Here is a 23,570-nt window from a genome sequence, read left to right as displayed (position 1 = left end):
TTTTGCAATGACAAGCTGGTTATCTTCGAAAAAGAAGTCATCCACCTCGCCTTGGTAGACTGGTTGGGAACGTAGGGATTCTAAATGAAGGCGAATAAGCTGGTTATCCTCGATGTAATAAGCGTATACACCGTAATAATCAAACAAATAAGGCTGTGATTCACCACGTCTATGCCCGTTTGAGCGATATGGCAATTCGTTCAATTCTTTTATGGTTTGAACCTCTCCAGTATCCACATTTACACGCAGCAATTTGTGTTCCATCGTCGTATCGCGATAGAGGTTATAGTGATCAATGAAGTACACATGCTTATCAATAAGATAGGGATGGACGACGGTTTTCATCGACTCCCCATACACTAAGTCACGATTGGTTCCATCTAGGTTCGCTTGATATAGATGGTATTCAGGATACTCAACTGCGCCCCCTGTATGGAAGCTGTATTCAACCAAATAGTACAGGGTGTTGTTATGGATCATTAACGACGTTTCATCAATAAAGCCCCTACCATCCCATTGAGCATAATAATCGCTCGGTGGATTGACAAAGAGATCCCCCTGAATATCCTCTCGCGTTAATAAGGTTTCTCTTTCACCACTTACGACATGACGGCGAACGAGCTGCCGATCCTCAATGGAGTAAGCGTAATCTCCTTCAACGATCACAGGTCCAACTTTTCCTAGTAAACTCTCATCAATGTCCTTTGGTTGTTTTGTTTTGAGTGCATTGACGAGAAAGACAGAAAATTGTGCTCTTGTTGTATCATTGTAAGCCCTGAACGTTCCATCCTCGTAGCCGGAAGCGATTTGATTTTTAGCGATTGTATTAATGTAAGTGTAGGCCCAATGGTCGGCTTGAATGTCTTGGAAATGAGCGTCACTCACTGCTGTATCCAATTCAAACGTACGGACGAGAATCGCAGCCATTTGCCCACGGGTCAAATTCTCGTAGGGACGAAAATGGCCGTTGCTCCCTTTGATAATCCCTGTTTCTTCCATGATTGCAACCGTTTCAATGTTTGTATGATCGGCAGAGATGTCTTTAAATGAGGGTGGTTGATTTGATTGTCGTTCTAAATCAAGTGCTTGTACGATCATGGCTGCTGCTTGGATTCTCGTAACGGGCTGGTTTGGGCGAAATGTTCCGTCAGGGTAACCGCCAATAACGTTAGCATCGTAAAGCTTCATAATTTCTTCGGCTGCCCAGTAATTCGATCTTACATCAGAAAAAAAAGCTTCAGCCTTTTGGGGTAGGGCCATTCCAATTAAAAAGACCGCCAAAAGGGATAGAACAAAATGTTTCTTCATATTACTACCTCCATCACTTCCTATCGAATGTAAGTTAAGCGTAACAATTTAAGAGAGTCCTGGAAATAGAAAATACGCTCTCTTAGCAAAACACAACAAAATGACTAATTTTATATGTAGTAATTATCAATGGCAATGAGGCTCTTAAGAAATGTTATTGCAATTGCCGAAAAAGATGTTAGAATTTATTGCGAATTTCCTGTAAAATTAAGCCATTACGTTAAAATAAAAGAATAATTGTTTTATTTAGAAGGAGGTTGATGGCCGTGGAAGAGGCGATGTTGAACATTATTAATGCGATTAATGACATTGTTTGGGGCCCTGTCACGTTAACATTAATCGTCGGAACAGGTATTTTTTTAACGGTCCGACTTGGACTTTTGCAGTTCCGTCAATTACCGTATGCGTTAAAGCTAACCTTTTCAAGAAGTACGAACAAAAAAGACGAGGATTCAAAAGGGGATATCTCTCACTTTCAGTCTTTGATGACAGCGATGGCAGCAACACTAGGAATCGGGAACATAACCGGTGTTGCTTCCGCAATTCTCGCGGGAGGAGTTGGTGCGATATTTTGGATGTGGGTCGCCGCACTTTTTGGGATGGCGACAAAATATGGGGAAGCGATTTTAGCTGTTAAATATCGTGTGACCAACCACAAAGGGGAAATCTCCGGAGGGCCGATGTACTACATAGAAAAAGGGCTTGGATGGAAGTGGCTCGCGGTTTTATTTGCCTTATTTGGCTTTTTAGCTTCATTTGGGATTGGCAATATGACTCAGGCAAACACCGTTGCGGGGGCGCTAAATTCGAGTTTCAACATCAATCCATGGGTTACGGGCTTTGTATTAATGATTTTGACAGGAATTGTTCTATTAGGTGGAATTAAAGGGATTGGACGTGTTTCAGCAGTTTTCGTTCCATTTATGGCTCTTTTTTATTTAACAGGTGGCTTTATTATTATTTTATTTAATATAACAGAAGTACCTGCGGCGATTGCCTTAATCGTAACTGAAGCTTTTAATCCATCTGCTGCTGCAGGGGGGGCAATTGGAATGGCCATTCGTTATGGGGTAGCTAGAGGCGTATTTTCTAACGAAGCAGGTCTTGGTTCAGCGCCAATTGCAGCAGCAGCAGCAAAAACCGATTATCCAGGTCGCCAAGCGCTAGTCTCTATGACTGGGACGTTTCTAGATACCATCATCGTTTGTTCAGTGACAGGGTTGGCGATTGTCATGAGTGGCCTATATGTCGGTCAAGACACTGGCTATTCTGCAAGTTTAACAGGTGCAGCCTTTGACTATTACTTACCAGGGGTTGGTGGTTGGATTGTAACATTTGGAATCATCTTTTTCGCGTATTCAACAATAATTGGTTGGTCCTACTATGGTGAGAAATGCTTTGGCTATTTGTTCGGCGACCAACGGGTATATATTTATCGAATTATTTTTGTGATTGTCGTCATGATTGGGGCAGGAATGAAACTTGATTTAGTATGGGGGTTAGCTGATATCTTTAATGCGCTGATGGCTATTCCCAACTTAATTGCTTTGTTGTTTTTAACAGGGATTATTGTAAAGGAGACAAAGCGCTTTCAAGCTGTTCAGAAAGAAGAAGAACGACAAAAGCGTGAGGTTAAGGCAAGCTAAAAGTGCATCTCTGTATTAAGTGAAAATAACTGATAAAGTGACACATAAATCAGGTTGTGATTACATTCGCTGATCAAGGCTACGGGATGCCAAAGTTCCCTTTTACCTGTAGCGAATGGAAATGTCTTCGTAAAAGCCACCAACAATTATAGTAGAAAAATATTTTTTTTAAATGCTTTGCTCTTTTGGGCTTGAATAACCATCATTCGTACCTGCTTTCTTTGAATGGTTGAAGGCGAATAGATGCACCGCTCCTGGAATTCCTGTCACAATGCAAGCAAGCCATAGACCCGCCGTCATTGCGATCAACATAAACATGGTGACCATCATTCCATAAAGCCACACCATTCGCTCTGTCCAATAGGCGCTGAATGTTTTTTTCCATAGGTAAGTGGCTATTATTTAGGATATAGACAACGGTATGTATGATAAAGGTAAGAATAAACCAACCTGAAAAATTGAAGAGTGGAAGGATATCGAGCACTAGCAAGATGACACCGACAGAATGAAAAAAGAAAAAGATACGAAACAAAATGCGGTCAAGCTGATTCGACACGTTCATCGTCCTCCCTTCACTTATTAGTATTATAGAAGGAAATGAACAACTTGTTATTTGAGAGGGGTTTTTAGATGAAAGAAAAACGAATTGTTATTGTAACAGGTGCAGGGCAGGGGATTGGCAAGGCTGTCGCCAAAGAATTTGCTGAACATGGGGACTATGTCATTTTATGCGATGTCAACAAGGAGCAAATTGAAGCCCTTGCAAAAGAGATCCACTACAATGGGGGACACGGCGATGCCGTTCTATGTGATGTCTCCAAACCAGAGCAAATTGAAACGATGATTTCTTATGTCAATGAGACATATGGTCGAATTGATGTTGTTATAAATAATGCTGGTATTTCACGTTGGAAATCTTTGTTTGATATAACCGTCGAAGAATGGGATAAGGTCATTCATACAAACCTACGCAGTGTTTTTCTCTGCACACGAGAGGCGGCAAAAATTATGAGAAATAATGGTGGAGGAGCAGTTATTAATCTTGCATCCACTCGTGCCACAATGTCTGAACCGAATTCTGAGGCGTATGCCGCTTCAAAAGGAGGAGTTGTCGCGCTTACTCACGCTCTAGCAGCTTCCCTTCAAAATGAAGGCATCCGTGTGAATGCCATTAGTCCAGGCTGGATTCATACGGGAGATGAAAACGAGCTTCGATCGATTGACCATGAGCAGCATTTTTCAAAACGAGTCGGGGTTCCTAGTGATATCGCTCGTGCGTGCCTGTTCTTAGCCGATGAAAAGAATGATTTTATTAATGGAGAGAACCTTGTGATTGATGGGGGAATGACTCGTAAAATGATCTATGAAGAATAAGGAAAACGTTGTTGCACGCATTTTTTAGGAAGTGAGTGGAATACGAACAGAAAAAAAACCAAAAAAGCTGACCCGAGAAAGGTCAGCTTTTTAAACATCTGATGATGCATATTCAAAAAAGCCCCGATGAATCTTTTTAATTGAAGGGTCGAGCTTCATGACTTTTTTCATCATGTAGTCGACGCTTGCCCAATTTAATAATCCTTTTTCCCGAAGCATCTCTTTGATTTCTTTACGAGAAACAGGCTCACCCTTTTGTATTAACAGTGTTTTGATGTTTTCAAGCACTTCTTCAATGTCTCGTTCGGTCTGCTTGTAGGCCTGGGGCTGCCGACGAGGTTCAAATGAGTAGGTGAGTTTTGAAAGAATCGGTGTTTTTTCTTGTTGCTCTGGCAAGGAGCGGAATTCACTCGTTGGCGTACTTATTGGTTCCAAAGTCCGTTTCTCTTCATCTGTAATGGGGAGCTTTTCGTTTCTTTCTAAGTTGTCAAGCTCTCGAAGGCGATTAAGAAGAAAGAGGCTTTCTTTTGATAATTTCGTTTTTTCTTCGTTAATATCATGAAGCCGTTGTTTGATCGCATCGCGTTCTGTAAACATCATCACTCACACCTTATTTTATTCTATTTACATAAATATACTTTATTTAAATTTTACTATACTACAAGAAAGAAAAAGCTGAAATAGTTTTTTTGTATTTAATTGTTTTGTAGAATTCGACAATCTATGAAAAAAGTTGAAAAAATCATTTCATTTCTTTTTATCGTGATAATAAAGTAAAAATCGTGAAAAACGATTAATTAATTGGAATTCAGAAAATTCATTTGTGTTTTCGACAACTAGTGCACCTGTTTTCGGTGAAACATTCTTTTATGTAGATAAAGTGAAAAAATTAAGCCAGGAGAGCATGTGAAAAAGCGCTCTAGAAAGAGCGCTTTTTCTGTTTGTTTTGTGTGTTTGGAGTTTAAGTAAAAGACTGAAGTAAGTTCACGTGTCCAATTAAGATTTTAGAAGAATTTTTTCAATCGGCCTATTTTGAGAGGGAGGTCTTACGGGGAATCGGAACGTGAAAGTGCTTACAAAATCATGTAAGCTGCGCTTTTTCTATGTTGGTATAAAGCGAGGGTGTTTCTGCGACTTTTTAATTAGTTCTTTTCTAGTTCTTTTTTCACCTCCTTTAGTATTACTATAAAGGTAAAGGTACGGAAATTTCAACAATAAAAGACAAATTTTACAAAATGCAATGAGATCTACTCGCTACTCAAAGTTTTATGGTTTGTAAATATCGTAATAATATATATAATGATTAAGATGAACAACGTTTGAAGTAATAAATAAAGGGGAAGATTGTAAAGAAACGCTTCTCAATTGACAAGAGAAATCGCTCCATATTAAAATGACTGTTGTGATTAATGTTGTAATTGTAGATCGTTAGGATTGTAACTGAGTTCGATCAGCAAATAGTCTTAAAAAAAGAGGTGTTATTATTGTTTAAAAAATTATTTGGACTAGACAAAAAACAAGAAGCAAAGCCAGTGCAGCCTGAGGAGGAAATCATTCATTCACCGTTGAATGGGACATATGTTGAGATTGAGCAAGTACCCGATCCAACATTTTCTCAAAAAATGATGGGGGATGGGTTTGCCATTGAACCAAGTGACGGAAAGGTAGTGGCTCCTGTCTCGGGTGAAATTATGCAAGTCTTCCCAACGAAGCACGCAGTTGGAATTAAAACCCCAGGTGGTGCAGAAATTCTTCTTCACATCGGCTTAGATACAGTCACCATGAATGGGGAAGGGTTCACTGCGCATGTGAAGGAGGGCGACAAAGTAAAAGTTGGGGATGTCCTTGTTGAATTTGATCTCGTCCTTGTGAAAGAAAAAGCGTCAAGCATCATTACACCTGTGGTAGTGACAAATCCAGACAAGGTTGCTCAATTTTCAAAAGAACCTGCAGCAAAAGAGGTCAAAGCAGGAGAGACTCCGCTATTAAAGCTTAAAATGAAGGGCTAATACATTAAAGGTGAAGCTCCATTTGGGGTTTTACCTTTTTTTGAGTGACGATTTTCGATAAAATCGTAGGAAGACAAAAAAACTGGAGCGTTTCAAAATGAAGGTAAACAAAATTTTAAATAATAATGTCGTTGTTGTGAAGGAAGGTCAAGAAGAAATCATTGTCATGGGTCCAGGTATTGGTTTTGGAAAAAGTAAAAACGATGTCATTAATTCAGAAAAAATTGAGAAGGTTTTTGTGATGAAGGATGAACACGAATATGAAAAATTTGCAGAAATCATCCGTACCTTGCCTGAAGAGCATATTAATTTAGCTGAGAGCATTATTTCTTATGCTGAAAAGGAGCTTGGTACAAAGCTCAATGAACATATACATGTGGCCTTGACGGATCACTTGTCATTTGCGATCGAGCGGATTCAAAAAGGGTATAAGATTCATAATAAGCTATTAAATGAAATTCGTGCCTTGTACCCCAAAGAATATGAAATTGGTCGCTGGGCACAAAAACTCATCGAGGAAAAGCTACATATCTCCTTTCCAGATGATGAAGTCGGTCACATTGCGCTGCATCTTCACACGGCAAAAATGAACCATCTTACCATGCATGAAACAATGAATACAACAATGCTTATTAACGAGCTTATTACAAAAATTGAAGAACGTTTGGGTGTGCGAGTAGAGGAAGAGTCGATTTCCTACCAGCGTCTTATAACCCATTTAAATTTTGCTTTGAAACGGGCTCATTCTGGTGAATCCTTCCACGATATCGATCAAGAGATGCTAATGATGATTCAAGCAAAGCATTCGATTGCTTATAAACTGGCAAAAGAACTTGCGGACTTCTTAAAGGCCTCGCACCAACTCTTTTTGCCAGAGTCGGAAATCGCTTACTTAACCCTTCATATTCAACGGATTGAACGTGCGACTAAACAATGAGGTGAAAATATGAGCGGAATTATTAGCTTAGGGGAAGCGTTAATTGATTTCATTCCTTTAGATAAAAATAATGAAACGTATCAAAAAAGTCCAGGAGGGGCGCCGGCGAATGTGGCTGTTGCTGTAGCAAAGCTTGGTGCAAAATCGACTTTTCTTGGAAAAGTAGGAGATGATGTTCTTGGTCGCTTTATGCAATCAACCTTACGTAATCACGGTGTGAATGTCGATCACATGCTCTTTACAAAGGAAGCACGAACAGGTGTCGTGTTTGTGACCCTTGATGAACAAGGAGAGCGTACCTTTAGCTTTTATATTGATCCTAGTGCTGATCGGTTTTTAAACGAAAATGAAGTCGATGAGGAGCTTTTTAAGGAGCATCGGATTTTACATATTGGCTCGATTTCGATGATTAGTGAGCCAAGCAGATCGGCAACGAAAACAGCGGTCCGATTAGCCAAGCGGCATAGCATGATGGTCTCTTATGATCCGAACTTGAGATTGGGTCTTTGGAAAAGTGAGGAGCAAGCAAGAGAGGAAATTATGTCCATGCTTGCTGAAGCAGATATTGTAAAAATTTCGGATGAGGAGCTGCAGTTTATAACGGGAGAGCAAGAACTTATGAAAGGGATTCAAGCGTTAAAAATGTATGACATTCCCTTGCTTCTTGTTACCTATGGTGGAGAAGGCAGTTATTTTCATTGGAATAACGAAACGACCCATGTTCCTGCAATGAAAGTAAAGACTGTTGATACAACAGGGGCGGGTGATGCGTTTGTTTCAGGCCTGCTTTATCAGTTAAATGAAAAGAGAGAATCGTTTAAATCATTAACAAGTCAAGACATTTATAAAATGGTAGAATTTGCGTCCGTTTCAGGCGCCCTGGCAGCTTCTACAAGGGGTGCAATGACAGCACTACCGACCCTTGAAGAAGTCAAACAAATTGTAAAAGGATGATGAAAAAAACTCAGCAGTGCTGAGTTTTTTTTTTGTTGTTTTCTCTTTAATATTTTGTATAATTGTAATAATAAGAATATTATAAAACAATAATTCTTGATCGCAGCTTTAAAGGGGGGTTTTTTATCATGTCTGTAGTTGTAAGCGTTTCCGAACGCGCATATACGTGGATAAAAGACCGGGGAAGTCATGTGGTCGTCTCGATGTATCAGGGGAATCCTAGTTGTTGTACTGGAGGGGTATCGGAAATACAATTTTTTTGTAAAATCCCTGCTCATCCGAAACATTATCGAATCATTCAACATGAAGGTTTGACCGTTTATTTAGCACCTCAAATTACACTTAAGGAAAATCGGTTGTCGATTGATTTAAAAGGAATAGGGTGGTTTCAAAATCTCGTCGCATCAGGGGTCAAACGATTTTAGACAGAAATTAGGTGACATTTATGGTCGATAACAAAATTGATAAATATATTCATGAGATGGCGAATCGCTATACAACACAGTTTAACGTATATCGTGATGAAAGGATCGGTGAGATTCCGCTTGATTTTTACGCTCAATATCAAAGAAAAGATGAAAAATATTTAATGACGAAAGCAATCAAGGTGTGGGGCGTTGAAAATCAACAGTATGTATTCGTAAAAAAACAAGAATCCCCATTGTCTATTCAAGAAATTACGGCATTCGGGCGTGAAATTGATAAGCAGATCAAAGAATTTATACCAGCAAAGCAAGAACATATGTCAACTGTTTTTTTAGGAGTGATTGTTACCAACCAGCTAATTCAAAGGGATGTGATAAAGGAGGTGAAGCGATCAAGAAAGCTACGTTTTATGAAATATGGTTTACATGGATGGGCAGAACGGTATATAGCCATCGTTCAGCTTGACAGAAAAGAAATTCATGTGAACAAAAAAGCGAGAGATCTTCTAAAAGGCTTTGAACAAACCTTAACAGGGGAGGTTGATGTAGAGTGAACTTTTTAGTTTTGATGCTCATTACCGGAGTTATTTTACTAATAGGTTATTTTACGTATGGTCGCTTTTTAGAAAAAGAATTAAAAGTCGATCCGTCAAGGAAAACGCCAGCTCACGAAATGAATGATGGTGTCGAATATGTACCAACAAAACGCCCTGTTTTGCTAGGGCATCATTTTGCAACGATTGCCGGTGGTGGTCCGATTACAGGACCGATCGCTGCGGTTGTATTCGGATGGCTTCCAGCTGTCATTTGGATTGTTGTCGGTAGTATTTTTATCGGTGGTGTTCACGATTATACCTCATTACAAGCCTCTATCCGTCATAAAGCCCAGTCAATAGGTACGGTAATCAAGGAATATATGGGTGGAAGAGGACAGGTGCTGTTTCTCAGCTTTTCAATTGCAACATTAATCTTAGTTGTTGGTGTTTTTATCATTTTAGTTGCAAATACATTTGTTGCAGTGCCTGAAGCGGCAACAGCTTCCATGCTCTTTATCGCTGTTGCGATTGTTTTTGGAATTATTGTCAACCAGCTTCGAATGAATTTATTAACTGCAAGTATTCTTGGTATTATCGCAATGATTATTTCGATTTGGATCGGACTACTATTCCCAATCCATTTAAGTGCTTTAACATGGTCTATCATTTTAGTTGTTTATGCATATATCGCTTCGGTATTACCTGTCTGGCTATTGCTTCAACCACGTGACTATTTAAATTCATTTTTGCTATATGGAATGATTGTAGGTGCGGCACTGGGGATTATCATCGCATCACCGACCATTCAGTTGCCAGCTTTTACTGGATTCCATAATGAAACACTAGGCTTTTTATTTCCAATTCTCTTTATTACGGTTGCCTGTGGAGCGATTTCTGGATTCCATTCCCTCGTTTCCTCTGGTACAACTGCAAAGCAATTAGATAATGAAAAGAATGGAAAATTTATTGCTTACGGTGGTATGCTAATTGAAGCCTTTTTAGCGATTATCGCAATTGGCTCTGTCGCATACTTAACACAAGCGCAATTTGCAGCTCGTATCGCAGAATATGATGGTCCAATTGGTGCTTTCTCTGCAGGAATTGGTTATTTTATGTCCTTCTGGGGAATTCCTGAGGCCACCGCTGTTACCTTTACTGCACTAGCGGCATCAGCATTTTTGATGACGACCCTTGACTCTGCAACTCGTCTCATGCGTTATGCAGTTCAGGAAATAAGTGAAGATCGTGCTCCGAAAGCTTTCCAAAATAGCCATGTTGCAACAGTGACAGGTCTTATCGGAGCCGGTGCACTCGCTTTCACTGGTACATGGGAAACCGTATGGCCGCTCTTCGGTTCTGCAAATCAAATGCTTGGTGCACTCGCATTGTTAGCTGTTTCGGTTTGGCTAACGAAAATTGGAGCAAGGCGATTCTACGTTGTCATACCTATGATTTTTATGTTTATAGTAACTGTGTCCGCTTTAATTGTCCTCATGTACACGAACTTTATGAGAGAAAATTACCTACTGTTTGGAGCAGGTTTTATCTTGTTTGTCCTCTGTATTTTCTTAGCAATAGAGGGATGGCGGTCCATCTTCAGCTCTAAGGATCAGGATACTACAGTTAAGATGTAGCAAACGAAGGGTAGTCACGTCTTATTTGTGACACCCTTTCATTTTTTACTGTGGAAAAGGGGACGGATCTTCAAAGACAGCTGGGGAAAAATGCTCTCGGAAAACCTTTGAACAATTAAAAGGGAATGTGCCCGTGTTGGAAGCAACTTGAAGAAAGGGACAGCCATTTCGGGCTGTCCTTAATTTTGTATACTGGAGTTTATAATGAAAGCATTAAAGCACGGCGTTACCTTCTAAAAAGAAAAACACAAATAATGCTAATGCGAAGCAGTAATAAGCAAAATAGACAAGTTTGCTACGCTTCAAGAAATCAATAAGCCACAAAATCCCTAACCATGAACAAACAAAGGTGGTAATAAAAGCAACAACTAGTGGAAGCAGACCAATTGTTTCGACTAGCGAGCCATCGACAAAATCACCAATTGTAAGCACGGAAGATCCAAGGATTACAGGAATCGATAATAAAAATGAAAAGCGAACTGCTGTTTCTTTGCTTAAGCCTGCAAATAAACCTGCAATTAAAGTAGAGCCTGATCGTGAAATCCCAGGAAAAACGGCAAGTGTTTGGACAAGTCCGATTATGATTGAGTCGAGAAACGTCATATTCTCTTCTTTTCGAACGCCATATTTATAGAAGCGCTCAATGATGATTAAAAAGATCCCCGTTATGGCTAAAGCAAAAGCAATGAACGACGGTGTTTTTAAAGAATCACCGATGAATCCTTCAAGAAGAAGACCTAGAACGCCAGTAATACCCGTTGCTACAACCAAATAAATAGCGAATAAAAATTGCACCTTGTTTTCTTTTGTTTTGTTTTGAAAGAAACCAAAGAAGCCTGTGATGATATCAAGTAGATCTTTTCGGTAATAAATGATTACGGCAAAGATTGAAGCGAGGTGTAAAAACACTTCAAATCCAAGCCCTGGAAAGGAAACGTTAAATAGCATTTGTGTAATGATAATATGGGCGGTACTTGAGACAGGTAAAAACTCTGAAATCCCTTGTACAATGCCAATAATGATTGCTTCAATGATCGACATGTAGAAACCTTCCTTTTTTTAAAATGGTCATATTACTACAATGAGTGTAAGTGTGTGCTTATCGCTTTGACATTCTTTGCATGAATGTTGGAGTTTGACAATACACAATGAATTTATTCTAGCAAACTTTCTTTTAATCTGAAAGAGAAGAAAGCAAGAAGAATAAAAAATGTCACCTCCTTGTCATTGATTGTCACTCTATCCATACGTATAATTGTCGGTACTATAGCTACACCTGTGGAAAGAGGGAGACAGAGTGAACAAACAACGACTAACGATTCTCGTCTTAATTGCTGCGGTGGTAGGAATTTCGGCGATTTTGTTGACACAAAAAGAGCGCGAGGTTGGAAACGCTAGAGGAATGATTGCTCAAGATTTTACGTTGCCAATGTACGATAGTGGAAGACAAGGTGAGCTTTCTGACTACCGGGGAAATATCGTTGTGATGAACATGTGGGCTTCATGGTGTGAGCCTTGTCGTGATGAGATGCCCGCATTGATGGACTTTCAATCAGATTACGAAGACGCGGGAGTATCAGTTATTACTGTAAATATGCAAACGTTTGAACGGACGTTAGACGATGCGTCTGACTTTATCGAGGAATTAAATATTACATTGCCTGTTTTTTTTGATGAAAATGGCTACGTAGCAAATGTCTATCAAATTGCGGGATTACCAGCTACCTTTATTTTAGATTCTTCAGGTGTTATTGAACATGTCATCTACGGGGAAGTGACGTACAATATGCTTCAGGCGTTGGTAGACCCAATGCTTGAAGAACGGTAAAACGAGGAAGTAATCATACTTTCTCGTGGAAAAGGGTAGACCTCACGTACAGGAAGGGGCTGGGACAAAAGAGTTTTTATTGATAAGAAATCCGAACGTCATGATCGTTGATGGATAGCATTCGCTTCGGAAATATACTTCGCTTTCCGCGGGCGGCTGGTGAGCTTCCTCGTGCTTACGCATTGTGAGGTCTCTCCCTTGCCTTTTTTCCTTTGATCCCGTAGGAGTCTAGGTCTATGTCCTCCGCTAAGGTTGTGCATTGTTCGTATTTTCAATCATACACGTTCGTTATGTCCCATCCTCCTCGCCTTGAATATTTTGCATCAACTAACAACCCTCAGCTGTTTATTTTGGATAGAGATTAATATTTCTAGCTTTGCTTGGGGATAATGTTTACGATAAGAAATTGATAGATAAAGGCGTGAGTCCCTTCATGTATGATGAACTTCAAACGATTGTTCGCTCCATATTGTATGAAGATGATGCAATTCAAATCATAGAGACAACAAACGGTTCAAAAAAGGCAATTCTTTATAAAGCGTGTACACCCCATGTTTCAATTGGTGAAAAAATTACAGTAAACACGACAGCTCATGCTTTAAAATTAGGAACAAGCGGGTATGATTTTGTGAAATCTACAGCTCACCAGGCATCGTACAATGTTTCAAATATAAAAGGTCATATTATAAAGGCGAGATATACTCCTATTCAACATAGTGTCTTAGCCATTGAAGAACAGGAAAGCCCTTATCATGACCAATTTAAACTAAAGTTTGCCTTGCAGCGAAAGCCTGTGCTTGTTGGAGAGCTTCACAGTATGGTACCGCTTGTGTATTATGTTGCACAAGAGTTACGAGCAGCGACCTCAATGTGTGTCATCCTTGATGACTGCGCCTCTTTACCATTAATGATCAGTGAGCAGCTCCGTGAATTACATAAACAAGACGGTTTTTATTCGATTACGATTGGTCAAGCGTTTGGTGGGATGTATGAAGCGGTCTCTTTGCAATCGGCCCTTCAGTTTGCGTGCGAAACCCTTAAGGTTGATACCATTTTGGTCTCATTGGGACCTGGTGTCGTAGGTACTGGAACAGCTTACGGATTTAGCGGTATGTGCTTAGCTGATTGGGCAAATGTAATTGGCGCCCTCAACGGCATACCTGTTTGGATTCCGCGATTATCTTTCTCAGAAAAAAGAGTAAGGCATTATGGCCTTAGTCATCATACAAGAACGGCCTTGGCTGCATTTACGTATGCAAAAAGTGTGCTTCCACTTCCTTTATTAAAAAAAGAGTGGGAGCACACAATCCAAAAACAGCTAGAAGCAGAAAACTGGCTGCAAAGGAATCATTCGATTCTTTTTTCAAAGGTTGATATGAATGCAAACGTACAGCGGGCTCTTCAACGCTCGAAGCAACCGATTCGAACAATGGGAAGAGGATATTCTGATGATCCTGCTTTCTTTCTTGGAGTCGCAGAAGCGGTTCGTGTCAGTTTTGAAGAAGGAGGGTGAACCGCTTGGCACCACTCATTAACCGTTTCAAAATTTTTCTTTGCTTCTCGTAGTTTCGCCCTTACTTCCCAAGCCTTTCCCGCTATCGTAATCCCGTTTCTGTATACATAGACTTTCATTGTGCACCGCCTTTTTTCAGCTGAACTTTAAGCTTTCCACCTGTGGTACACTTATATGTATAGGAAATGCATAGTAGTACAGGGAGTGGAGGCGTCCGTCATGTCAAAGAAACTATATGAGAAAACGATTCGGACGGAAAAGATTTTTTCCGGTCGTGTCATTGATTTACAAGTGGAACAAGTGGAATTACCAGATGGAAAGCAGAGTGCACGGGAAATCGTTAAGCACCCTGGTGCAGTGGCAATTATACCGATTACGAGTGAAGGAAAGCTTGTCCTCGTTCGTCAATACCGCAAAGCCCTTGAGAAAGAAATTGTCGAAATTCCAGCCGGAAAGCTAGAGCGTGGAGAGGAACCGGGTGAATGTGCAATAAGGGAGTTAGAAGAAGAAACGGGATATAAAGCACGTTCACTTCAATATCTACTTTCTTTTTATACATCCCCAGGATTTGCAGATGAAATCATTTACTTGTACCTTGCAGGAGACCTTGAAGCGGGCCATGTGAACACAGATGATGATGAATTTGTTGAACTTCTTGAAGTGTCACTTGAAGAGGCTGAAGCAATGGTCGAAAATCAAGTGATTCACGATGCGAAGACAGCTTATGCCGTTCAATTTTTACGTTTAAGAGAGTTGCGTTCATAATGATGAAACCGTTGCACTATGTTGCTGACCTTCACATTCATATAGGAAGGACGATGTCTGGAAAGGCAGTAAAAATTACAGCCTCTCGTAATCTGACGCTCTCTGCGATTATCGATGCTGCAGCGACAAAAAAAGGTGTTGATATTGTTGGGGTCATTGACTGTCATGTTCCTGAAGTACTAGATGAAATTGAACAGGCAGTGAAGAATGGCGCTGCTTTTGAACTGGAGGGTGGAGGCGTTCGTTTTTATGAAACGACTTTATTTCTCGGTAGTGAAATTGAGCTGAATGATGAAGAAGGACAAGGACCGATTCATGTCCTTGTCTATTTGCCAACAATTGAGGCGATGCGTTGTTTCAGTGATTGGCTGAAGCCACGTATGAAAAATTATACGTTGAGCTCACAGCGTCTCTATGAACGAGGGTATCTCCTTCAAGAAAAGGTGAAGGAATTAGAAGGGCTCTTTATCCCTGCCCATGTGTTTACCCCTTTTAAAAGTGTTTATGGAAAAGGAGTAAAGCACAGTATGGCTGAGATTCTTGATTTGGAAAAGATCGATGCAGTGGAGCTTGGATTAAGTGCTGATACGTCAATGGCGGACGCACTGGAAGAACTTCACCGCTTCCCATTTGTATCAAATTCAGATGCCCATTCCCTTGAAAAGCTCGCACGTGAATATCAAATTGTGCAACTAAAAAATCCTAGCTTTGATGCCTTTCAAGATGCGTTACTTGAAAGGAACAACGCACGGGTTATTGCGAATTACGGATTAAATCCATATCTCGGAAAGTATTATCATACGACTTGTGCAAGCTGTTCGTCGAAAACGAATGACGAGGTTTGCAAAGTATGCGGTTCACGAGCATTCATAAAAGGAGTCTCAGCAAGAATTCATGAACTTGGAACAAAAGTGGCTTCTAAACCAACTCGCCCCCCTTATATCCATCAAGTTCCCCTTGAATTTATCCCAAAGCTTGGGAAAAAAACTCTGGAAGCATTGCGAAGCGCATTTGGTACAGACATGAAGATCATCAACGAAACAACCTATGAAGAACTGCTTGATGTCGTCTCAAAGCCGATTGCAGACGCCATCATTGCTGCACGAATAGGGAAGCTTACGTTCCATAAAGGTGGTGGAGGTGCATATGGAAAGGTTGATAGAATCGATTCAGGTTCCTAAATAGATGTCATAGAGTTCTCTTTCAGCTCATAGAGTAGAGCAAGAGCTGATGAGGGGGTCTTTGCACAATGAAGCACGGGCTACGAGAAATGGTGAGCAACCATGTACATGAGAACCGGCCAATCTATTTATTTACAATCGTTTTATTCCTCATTGGAATTATCTTTGGTGCCGTAATTGTGAATAGTTTAAGCTTGACACAAAAGCATGATTTATATATGTATTTAAACCAATTTTTTGGACAAGTTTCGGAAGGGCACTTTGCCCAATCTGCTGCAATGTTTAGTCAAAGCTTTGCCCACTATGCCAAGTATGTGGGCTTAATGTGGATTCTCGGCCTCTCGATTATCGGTCTTCCTGTTATTTTAGTGCTTCTCTTTCTGAAAGGAGTTGTTGTTGGCTTTACGGTCGGATTTCTCGTCAATCAAATGGGAATGACAGGCTTTTTTTTATCGTTTGTCTCCGTACTGCCGCAAAATTTTATCCTTGTTCCTGCCTTTATTGTTGTGGGAACAGCGAGTATTTCCTTTTGTTTAAAAATGATTCGAAATCAATTTATTAAAGGTGTCAATCAACCCTTTTTCCCGCAATTTTTATCCTATTCTTTTCTCATCTTATGTGTTGGTGCAACCTTAGCTATAGCTTCAGGAATCGAAGCCTATGTTTCACCGGCTTTAATGAAGTTTGTCATTGAATTAAAAATATAATAATTATCAAATGATAATTATTGTTGAATTATAATTAATAATGATTCTTAATTGACACCCTTTTTCGTCAAGCTTATAATGGATAAAGGTAATCAGTCGAAGGAGGGGCGAAGATGGAGAAAAGACTTGACAGAATCAAAAAGCAGCTGCACTCTCAAAGTTATAAGTTGACCCCTCAACGGGAAGCGACGGTTCGTGTTTTGCTAGAACATGAAGAAGACCATTTGAGCGCAGAGGACGTATACCTCCTAGTTAAAGAAAAAGCACCTGAAATAGGATTGGCGACTGTGTACCGGACGTTAGAGCTACTGACAGAGTTAAAGGTTGTCGATAAAATTAATTTTGGTGATGGCGTGTCCCGTTATGATTTGCGACAAGAAGGGGCTGCTCATTTTCATCATCACCTTGTGTGCATTGAATGTGGAGCTGTTGACGAAATTCAAGAGGATTTACTTGGAGATGTTGAGAAAATCGTTGAGCGTGATTGGAATTTTAAAATTAAAGATCATCGCTTGACGTTTCATGGGATCTGCCATCGTTGTCAGGGAACAGAAACCAACGTGAGTGGCTAGCTTTTCCTATACGGGTGAAAACGAGCTCGTCAGGTCATTCTGTTTCCCATTTAAATGTAGGTGGTGCGAGTGGAAGGGCTTCATTGTTTCATGAATTTGAACTGAAGCTCCGTGCCCTTTTCACAGAAAAAAAGAAGACACGGATTAATAATGTAAAAGCCATTTCAATTTATTTGAAGAGGCTTTTATTTTTGTATTTTTCTCTCATTCATTTGCAGGGCTCGTGTTTCACTAGAAAAGGGCCTGAAAAGTTGGCTTTTAGGTATAAATAGACTTAATTATGGCATACCTTGTACTAATCTCTATTTACGTTATTTTATTTTCAAGAGTTGAATTGGTAAGAGGGAGGCGATAAAATGAAGTCTTTGCTAACCGTTGTCTTTCAGACGATAAAAGTGTTTCTCATATTTATGGGATGCACACTCTTGTTTTATTATGGTATCCTATGGATAAGCGCAGAGTATGAAAGCTATCATCGTTATGATGAGCCAAAGGGAAAAGCTGTGAAAGTGATTAAAATGGAGACAGAGGAAGAGCGAACTATGGTTGATCGTCTGATGCTTTTCTATCACTTTGGAGAGTAGCTGTATTCCATACATAGGGAGCGAATAATGTGCAAGCTCATTTAGAAGAATTTTTGCATTTTCAACAAGTAGAAAGAGGATTAGCGACAAATACGATTCAATCGTATCGCCGCGATTTGCTGCAATATATGAAATACCTTTCAAATGTTGAAGGGGTTCAGGACTGGAATCAAATTGAACGATTAACGATTGTGAATTACTTGTATTTTCTACGAGAGCAGGGCAAGGCAGACACATCAATTGCTCGTACGATTGCATCGATCCGTTCGCTTCATCAATTTTTGTTGCGTGAAAAGCTAGCCAATCAAGATCCGACCGTGCATGTTGAAATTCCGAAAACGGCAAAACGGTTGCCAAAGGTATTATCCTTAGAAGAAGTGGAAGCGCTTCTTGACTCTGCAGAGGGATCAGATCCTTTTAGCTTGCGCAATAAAGCAATGCTTGAGCTTCTTTATGCGACGGGAATTCGAGTATCAGAATTGGTGACGCTTTCGTTGACTGATTTGCATTTAACAATGGGCTTTGTTCGCTGTGTCGGAAAAGGGAACAAAGAACGGATTATTCCGTTAGGTCAGGTTGCAGCTGATGCTTTGGAAGCATACTTAGAAGCCGGAAGACCAAAGCTTATTAAAAAACAACAGCATGAAACGTTGTTTGTAAATCATCACGGTCGACCACTCACAAGGCAAGGTTTTTGGAAAATATTAAAACAGCTCGTGGCAAAAGCAAACATTGATAAGCCGCTAACTCCCCATACATTACGTCACTCTTTTGCGACACATTTGTTAGAAAACGGAGCTGATTTGCGCGCGGTTCAAGAGATGCTCGGACATGCAGATATTTCCACGACACAAATTTACACACATGTGACAAAGGCACGACTTAAAGATGTTTACGCCACTTATCACCCACGGGCGTAAGTTCTTTCTTCATTTCAAAGGTCAGACTTCTGACAACTAAGATGATCAATGAAGGGAAGACTTTTAGGGTACAGTAAAGAAATGACTGAAAATAGGAGGCGACATGAGTGAGAAACGATCGTTTTAAGCGAGTGTTCTTAATTGTAATGGATTCTGTTGGAATCGGTGAAGCGCCTGATGCAGCAAAATTTGGTGATGAAGGTGCTGACACATTCGGACATATTGCCGAACGAATGAACGGTTTAACGATGCCGAACATGGAAAATCTTGGATTAAGTCATATTCGAGACATTCAAGGGATAAAAAAAGTCGATACTCCCCTTGCTCATTTTGGAAAAATGGCTGAAGCATCAAGTGGAAAAGACACAATGACAGGTCATTGGGAGTTAATGGGTTTACATATTAAAGAGCCATTCATGGTATTCCCTGAAGGGTTCCCAGCTGAATTAATTCAAGAAATTGAATCAATGACAGGTCGTAGCATTATAGGTAATAAAGTGGCATCAGGTACCGAAATTATTGAAGAGCTAGGTGAGGAGCATATGAAAACCGGTGCTCTCATTGTATACACCTCAGCTGATTCAGTGCTTCAAATTGCGGCGCATGAGGATGTGGTTCCATTAGATGAGTTTTATGACATATGCGAAAAGGTTCGAAAGCTGACACTCGATCCGAAGTATATGGTTGGGCGTATTATTGCTCGTCCGTTTATTGGTACAAAAGGGGCGTGGGAACGAACGGCCAACCGTCATGATTATGCCCTTAAGCCGTTTGAGCGAACGGTGCTGAATGAATTGAAGGACGCTGGGTATGATTCGATCGCACTTGGTAAGATCTCAGATATTTTTGATGGAGAAGGAATAACAGAAGCGATTCGGACCGTCTCCAATGATGATGGAATGGAAAAGCTCGTGGACACGATAGAAAAAGAGTTTACTGGATTAAGCTTTTTAAATCTTGTTGATTTTGATGCGAAATATGGGCACCGTCGCGACCCAATCGGGTACGGAAAAGCCCTTGAACAGTTTGATCGCCAATTAACAGAGGTTTTAGAACGGTTAAAAGAGAATGATTTATTAATTATTACAGCCGATCATGGCAATGATCCGGTCCATCACGGAACCGATCATACCCGTGAATATGTCCCTCTTCTCGTTCATTATAAGGGACAAGAAAAAGGGAAGGATTTAGGGGTACGTGATACGTTTGCAGATGTAGGGGCAACAATTGCTGATAATTTCCAAATCAAACGACCGAAAAACGGAAAAAGCTTTTTAGCTGAATTGTAGGAGGGGTGCTTTGTGATTGAACCACAATTGTTACAAGAAGCAACATCATTTTTAAAAGAAAAGGTATCGGAAAAGCCAACGATCGGCCTCATTCTTGGCTCAGGTCTTGGAGTCCTTGCCGATGAAATCGAAAGCCCAGTGAAGGTTCCTTACAATGAGATTCCTAATTTTCCAGTATCAACGGTAGCTGGTCATGCGGGTCAATTTGTCTTTGGTACATTAGAAGGGAAGCAAGTTGTAGCGATGCAAGGTCGCTTTCACTTTTATGAAGGCTACAGCTTGGATATGGTGACCTTACCTGTCCGCGTTTTGAAAGAGCTTGGTGTAAGCCAAATAATTGTGACAAATGCAGCGGGAGGCGTGAACGAATCGTTTGAAGCAGGAGATTTGATGATTATCAAAGACCATATTAACAACATGAGTCAAAATCCGTTAATTGGTCCGAATGATGAAGCGTTCGGTGTGCGCTTTCCTGATATGTCTAACGCCTACTCTGACCGACTCCGCACACTTGCACGAGAAAAGGCATCAGAATTAAACATTCAAATCAAGGAAGGGGTCTATGTAGCAAATACCGGTCCTTGCTATGAAACGCCTGCTGAAATTCGCATGATTCGCACACTTGGTGGGGATGCAGTGGGGATGTCCACTGTACCAGAAGTTATCGTTGCACGACATGCTGCCCTAGAGGTTTTAGGTATTTCGTGTATTTCCAATATGGCAGCTGGGATTTTGCCTCAGCCTCTTTCCCATGATGAAGTGATGGAGACGACAGAGAGAGTGAAGGCAGAATTTCTATCGCTAGTTAAAGCAATCGTAAAAGAAATGTAAAGCAAAATTAACCAATAAGGAGAGGTTCCAATGGAAAACATGCTTGAAAAAATCAAACAATCAGCTGCTTTTTTAGAGGGGAAGCTATCAAACCGTCCATCAATCGGTCTCATTCTCGGCTCAGGACTAGGTGAATTAGCGGATGAAATTGAGGAGGCAGTGAAAATTCCTTATGGTGAAATTCCTCATTTTCCGGTGTCGACCGTAGAAGGACATGCTGGGCAGCTTGTGGTTGGTCGTTTGCACGGTAAAACGGTTGTAGCGATGCAAGGCCGCTTTCACTACTATGAAGGGTACTCCATGCAAGAAGTGACGTTTCCTGTTCGCGTCATGAAGCAATTGGGGGTTGAGCTGATCGTCGTAACAAATGCGTGTGGGGGCATGAATAAAAGCTTTGAGCCTGGCGATCTCATGATTATTACGGATCATTTAAACATGACAGGGGACAATCCGTTAATTGGTCCGAACGTAGAAGAGCTAGGTCCTCGTTTTCCGGATATGAGCTCTGCTTATACGCCGGAGCTTGTTGAATTTGTCGAAGCGACAGCAAATCGACTCGATATTAAAGTGCAAAAGGGTGTTTATGCTGGAATTACAGGTCCTACCTACATGACCGGAGCAGAGTTGATTATGCTACGCAAGCTTGGTGGAGATGTGATCGGTATGTCGACTGTTCCTGAGGTTATCGTCGCTCGTCATGCTAATATGAAGGTCATTGGCATTTCATGTATTACAGATATGGCTATTGGAGAAGAAATCGAGGGAATTACCCACGAACAAGTCGTTGAGGTTGCGAATCGGACAAAGCCGAAATTTATTAAGCTTGTGAAGGAAATTGTTTCTACAGTCGAACTGTAATTTCGTAAAGGATGTGACCTGATTATGCGGATGGTTGATCTGATTGAAAAAAAGCGAGATGGACATGAGTTAACAAAAGAAGAAATTGAATTTGTCATTGAAGGTTATACGAATGGTGATATTCCTGATTATCAAATGTCTGCATTTGCCATGGCGATCTTTTTTCAAGACATGACGGCCGCAGAACGTTCTTATTTGACGATGGCGATGGTGGAATCAGGTGACCAAATTGACCTTTCTCAAATTGAAGGAATTAAGGTTGATAAGCACTCAACGGGTGGTGTGGGTGACAAAACAACAATTGCCCTTGCACCGCTCGTGGCAGCAGTAGGAGTCCCGGTTGCCAAAATGTCTGGTCGTGGCCTTGGTCATACGGGGGGTACGATTGATAAGCTAGAATCGATTCCTGGTTTTAGTGTGGAAATTACGACGGAGAAATTTTTGGAGCTTGTGAATCAAAACAAGCTTGCTGTTGTTGGTCAAACGGCGAACCTTACGCCTGCTGATAAAAAGCTGTACGGTTTGAGAGATGTAACGGCTACGGTCAACTCAATTCCCCTTATTGCTAGCTCGGTGATGAGTAAAAAGATTGCCTCAGGTGCTGATGCCATTGTCCTTGATGTAAAGACAGGTTCTGGGGCGTTCATGAAGGAGCTGGACCAAGCGAAAGACCTTGCTCAAGCCATGGTAGAAATCGGTAAGCATCTTGGGCGTAATACGATGGCGATCATTTCTGATATGAACCAACCGCTAGGCTATGCAGTTGGTAATGCTCTTGAAGTTAAGGAAGCTATGGATATGCTACGCGGTGAAGGTCCAGAAGATTTGCGTGAGCTTTGCTTGACGCTCGGAAGCCAAATGGTTTATTTAGCTAAGAAAGCGTCTTCGGTCGTAGATGCAAGAAAGCAGCTCGAGGACGTTATCGCCTCAGGGAAAGCGCTGGAAACATTAAAAACATTTATTAGGGCCCAAAATGGAGATCCGTCTGTTGTACAGGAGCCGGAAAAGCTTCCTCATGCAAGCCACCTTTTTGAGGTGAAGGCTGATAAAAATGGTACAGTGTCAGCGATTTTAGCTGATAAAATTGGGACAGCGGCGATGCTTCTCGGTGCAGGGCGTGCAACGAAAGAATCAGAAATCGATCTGGCTGTTGGCATCGTGTTACACAAAAAAATTGGCGATTCTGTCACTGCTGGTGAATCGATTGCAACCCTTCATAGTAACAAGGAGCAAGTCCAAGACGTCATAGACATGGTAACAAAAGCCTATACGATTTCAGATACAGCGGTTGCAAAGCCAACATTGATTTATGACGAAATCCATTAAAGGGTTAGCTTTGTCTTTTAAGCTAATAGGGTGAAAAAAATATTAGATTATAAGAACGCTTGGAATATAACTGATTCCAAGCGTTTTATTATATGGGTTTAAAACCACGTGTTCTACACGTGTGAAAATAAAACTTCTAGAGTGGTAAAGTGACAGAAAAAATCTCCAATCGTTATAATAGAAGATGGCCGTCAAACCAACTTCTAAAAAACGAAAGGAGATCTACTCATGTCGAGTGACAATAGTTTATCACACACAAGATGGAATTGTAAGTATCACATCGTATTCATACCAAAGTACAGAAGAAAAGTCATTTATGGAAAACTGAGAAAAGATATAGGTGCTATTCTCAGAAGGTTATGTGAAATGAAAG

At 40.7% G+C, this 23,570-nt stretch carries 26 protein-coding genes; 21 read left to right on the top strand and 5 right to left on the bottom strand.

Features of this window, described 5'->3' with window-relative positions:
- On the bottom strand, window positions 1–1,308 hold a 1,308-nt coding region (locus tag BLT_RS22710), incomplete at its 3' end, for an S-layer homology domain-containing protein (protein WP_201764268.1).
- Between the two features lie 278 nt (window positions 1,309–1,586).
- On the opposite strand from BLT_RS22710, the gene BLT_RS0112720 reads away from it, so the two are divergent.
- Window positions 1,587–2,954 carry an alanine/glycine:cation symporter family protein gene (locus BLT_RS0112720; protein ID WP_035425810.1) on the top strand — a complete coding sequence of 456 codons (1,368 nt, stop codon included), beginning with the start codon at window positions 1,587–1,589 and terminating at the stop codon, window positions 2,952–2,954.
- A 168-nt stretch (window positions 2,955–3,122) separates the two neighbouring features.
- Here BLT_RS0112720 and BLT_RS0112715 read toward each other — a convergent pair whose 3' ends face one another.
- On the bottom strand, window positions 3,123–3,302 hold the full coding sequence (locus BLT_RS0112715; protein ID WP_017728179.1) for a hypothetical protein: 180 nt from the start codon (window positions 3,300–3,302) through the stop codon (window positions 3,123–3,125).
- Window positions 3,303–3,584: 282 nt separating this feature from the next.
- On the opposite strand from BLT_RS0112715, the gene BLT_RS0112710 reads away from it, so the two are divergent.
- Window positions 3,585–4,328, top strand: coding sequence for a glucose 1-dehydrogenase (locus BLT_RS0112710; protein ID WP_017728178.1), 744 nt, complete (start codon window positions 3,585–3,587; stop codon window positions 4,326–4,328).
- Between the two features lie 90 nt (window positions 4,329–4,418).
- Here BLT_RS0112710 and BLT_RS21890 read toward each other — a convergent pair whose 3' ends face one another.
- Window positions 4,419–4,925 carry a Rok-like winged helix domain-containing protein gene (locus BLT_RS21890; protein WP_017728177.1) on the bottom strand — a complete coding sequence of 169 codons (507 nt, stop codon included), beginning with the start codon at window positions 4,923–4,925 and terminating at the stop codon, window positions 4,419–4,421.
- Between the two features lie 887 nt (window positions 4,926–5,812).
- Here BLT_RS21890 and BLT_RS0112700 point away from each other — a divergent pair.
- From BLT_RS0112700 to BLT_RS0112675, 6 genes are all read left to right on the top strand, one after another.
- On the top strand, window positions 5,813–6,337 hold the full coding sequence (locus tag BLT_RS0112700; protein ID WP_017728176.1) for a PTS sugar transporter subunit IIA: 525 nt from the start codon (window positions 5,813–5,815) through the stop codon (window positions 6,335–6,337).
- Window positions 6,338–6,434: 97 nt separating this feature from the next.
- Window positions 6,435–7,274: a PRD domain-containing protein gene (locus BLT_RS0112695; RefSeq protein ID WP_017728175.1), complete on the top strand. Its 840-nt coding sequence runs from the start codon at window positions 6,435–6,437 to the stop codon at window positions 7,272–7,274.
- A gap of 9 nt (window positions 7,275–7,283) precedes the next feature.
- Window positions 7,284–8,228 (top strand): aminoimidazole riboside kinase, encoded by a 945-nt coding sequence (locus tag BLT_RS0112690; RefSeq protein ID WP_017728174.1) that lies wholly within the window; start codon window positions 7,284–7,286, stop codon window positions 8,226–8,228.
- A 128-nt stretch (window positions 8,229–8,356) separates the two neighbouring features.
- A complete protein-coding gene (locus BLT_RS0112685; RefSeq protein WP_017728173.1) occupies window positions 8,357–8,653 on the top strand; it encodes a CC/Se motif family (seleno)protein in 297 nt (98 codons plus the stop codon).
- A 20-nt stretch (window positions 8,654–8,673) separates the two neighbouring features.
- The gene (locus tag BLT_RS0112680; RefSeq protein WP_017728172.1) at window positions 8,674–9,207 is read left to right on the top strand and encodes a hypothetical protein; all 534 of its coding nucleotides are present in this window, start codon (window positions 8,674–8,676) and stop codon (window positions 9,205–9,207) included.
- Window positions 9,204–10,823: a carbon starvation CstA family protein gene (locus BLT_RS0112675; protein ID WP_017728171.1), complete on the top strand. Its 1,620-nt coding sequence runs from the start codon at window positions 9,204–9,206 to the stop codon at window positions 10,821–10,823. The genes BLT_RS0112680 and BLT_RS0112675 overlap by 4 nt, the downstream gene beginning before the upstream one ends.
- Window positions 10,824–11,036: 213 nt before the next feature.
- Here the strand turns inward: BLT_RS0112675 and uppP are convergent, their stop codons facing one another.
- On the bottom strand, window positions 11,037–11,864 hold the full coding sequence (gene uppP, locus BLT_RS0112670) for an undecaprenyl-diphosphatase UppP (protein WP_017728170.1): 828 nt from the start codon (window positions 11,862–11,864) through the stop codon (window positions 11,037–11,039).
- A gap of 256 nt (window positions 11,865–12,120) precedes the next feature.
- Here uppP and BLT_RS0112665 point away from each other — a divergent pair, with 256 nt between their 5' ends.
- Window positions 12,121–12,651: a TlpA disulfide reductase family protein gene (locus tag BLT_RS0112665; protein ID WP_017728169.1), complete on the top strand. Its 531-nt coding sequence runs from the start codon at window positions 12,121–12,123 to the stop codon at window positions 12,649–12,651.
- A 433-nt stretch (window positions 12,652–13,084) separates the two neighbouring features.
- Window positions 13,085–14,164, top strand: coding sequence for a DUF3866 family protein (locus BLT_RS0112660; protein ID WP_017728168.1), 1,080 nt, complete (start codon window positions 13,085–13,087; stop codon window positions 14,162–14,164).
- On the opposite strand, the gene mciZ is transcribed toward BLT_RS0112660, so the two are convergent.
- Window positions 14,053–14,283, bottom strand: a complete 231-nt coding sequence (gene mciZ / locus BLT_RS24950) for a Z-ring formation inhibitor MciZ (protein WP_081599662.1) — start codon at window positions 14,281–14,283, stop codon at window positions 14,053–14,055. The two genes, BLT_RS0112660 and mciZ, sit on opposite strands and share 112 nt — an antisense overlap.
- 100 nt (window positions 14,284–14,383) lie before the next feature.
- Between mciZ and BLT_RS0112655 the strand changes: the two genes are divergently transcribed.
- From BLT_RS0112655 to BLT_RS21885, 11 genes are all read left to right on the top strand, one after another.
- A complete protein-coding gene (locus BLT_RS0112655; RefSeq protein ID WP_017728167.1) occupies window positions 14,384–14,929 on the top strand; it encodes an NUDIX hydrolase in 546 nt (181 codons plus the stop codon).
- Complete coding sequence (locus BLT_RS0112650; RefSeq protein WP_017728166.1) at window positions 14,929–16,110, top strand: PHP-associated domain-containing protein; 1,182 nt, start codon at window positions 14,929–14,931, stop codon at window positions 16,108–16,110. The genes BLT_RS0112655 and BLT_RS0112650 overlap by 1 nt, the downstream gene beginning before the upstream one ends.
- Before the next feature lie 68 nt (window positions 16,111–16,178).
- A complete protein-coding gene (gene spoIIM / locus BLT_RS0112645; RefSeq protein WP_017728165.1) occupies window positions 16,179–16,817 on the top strand; it encodes a stage II sporulation protein M in 639 nt (212 codons plus the stop codon).
- A gap of 113 nt (window positions 16,818–16,930) precedes the next feature.
- Entirely contained in the window at window positions 16,931–17,389 is a 459-nt protein-coding gene (fur, locus tag BLT_RS0112640) for a ferric iron uptake transcriptional regulator (RefSeq protein WP_017728164.1), read from the top strand.
- Between the two features lie 356 nt (window positions 17,390–17,745).
- Window positions 17,746–17,973: a YqzK family protein gene (locus tag BLT_RS0112635; RefSeq protein ID WP_017728163.1), complete on the top strand. Its 228-nt coding sequence runs from the start codon at window positions 17,746–17,748 to the stop codon at window positions 17,971–17,973.
- Window positions 17,974–18,002: 29 nt separating this feature from the next.
- Complete coding sequence (xerD, locus tag BLT_RS0112630; protein ID WP_017728162.1) at window positions 18,003–18,893, top strand: site-specific tyrosine recombinase XerD; 891 nt, start codon at window positions 18,003–18,005, stop codon at window positions 18,891–18,893.
- Window positions 18,894–19,000: 107 nt separating this feature from the next.
- Window positions 19,001–20,182 carry a phosphopentomutase gene (deoB, locus tag BLT_RS0112625; protein ID WP_017728161.1) on the top strand — a complete coding sequence of 394 codons (1,182 nt, stop codon included), beginning with the start codon at window positions 19,001–19,003 and terminating at the stop codon, window positions 20,180–20,182.
- 15 nt (window positions 20,183–20,197) lie between these two features.
- Window positions 20,198–21,013: a purine-nucleoside phosphorylase gene (locus BLT_RS0112620; protein ID WP_026105108.1), complete on the top strand. Its 816-nt coding sequence runs from the start codon at window positions 20,198–20,200 to the stop codon at window positions 21,011–21,013.
- A gap of 30 nt (window positions 21,014–21,043) precedes the next feature.
- Complete coding sequence (locus BLT_RS0112615; RefSeq protein ID WP_017728159.1) at window positions 21,044–21,871, top strand: purine-nucleoside phosphorylase; 828 nt, start codon at window positions 21,044–21,046, stop codon at window positions 21,869–21,871.
- A gap of 24 nt (window positions 21,872–21,895) precedes the next feature.
- Window positions 21,896–23,197 (top strand): pyrimidine-nucleoside phosphorylase, encoded by a 1,302-nt coding sequence (locus BLT_RS0112610; protein WP_017728158.1) that lies wholly within the window; start codon window positions 21,896–21,898, stop codon window positions 23,195–23,197.
- A 228-nt stretch (window positions 23,198–23,425) separates the two neighbouring features.
- Window positions 23,426–23,570, top strand: a 145-nt coding sequence (locus BLT_RS21885) for a transposase (RefSeq protein WP_017728157.1), incomplete at its 3' end; no start/stop codon positions are given.

The organism is Halalkalibacterium ligniniphilum, from assembly GCF_000334155.1.
In the GTDB taxonomy this organism is placed as follows: Bacteria; Bacillota; Bacilli; order Bacillales; family Bacillaceae_D; genus Halalkalibacterium; species Halalkalibacterium ligniniphilum.
The sequence above is the reverse complement of the archived record's forward strand: the minus strand, read 5'-3'. Positions and strand labels throughout refer to the sequence as shown.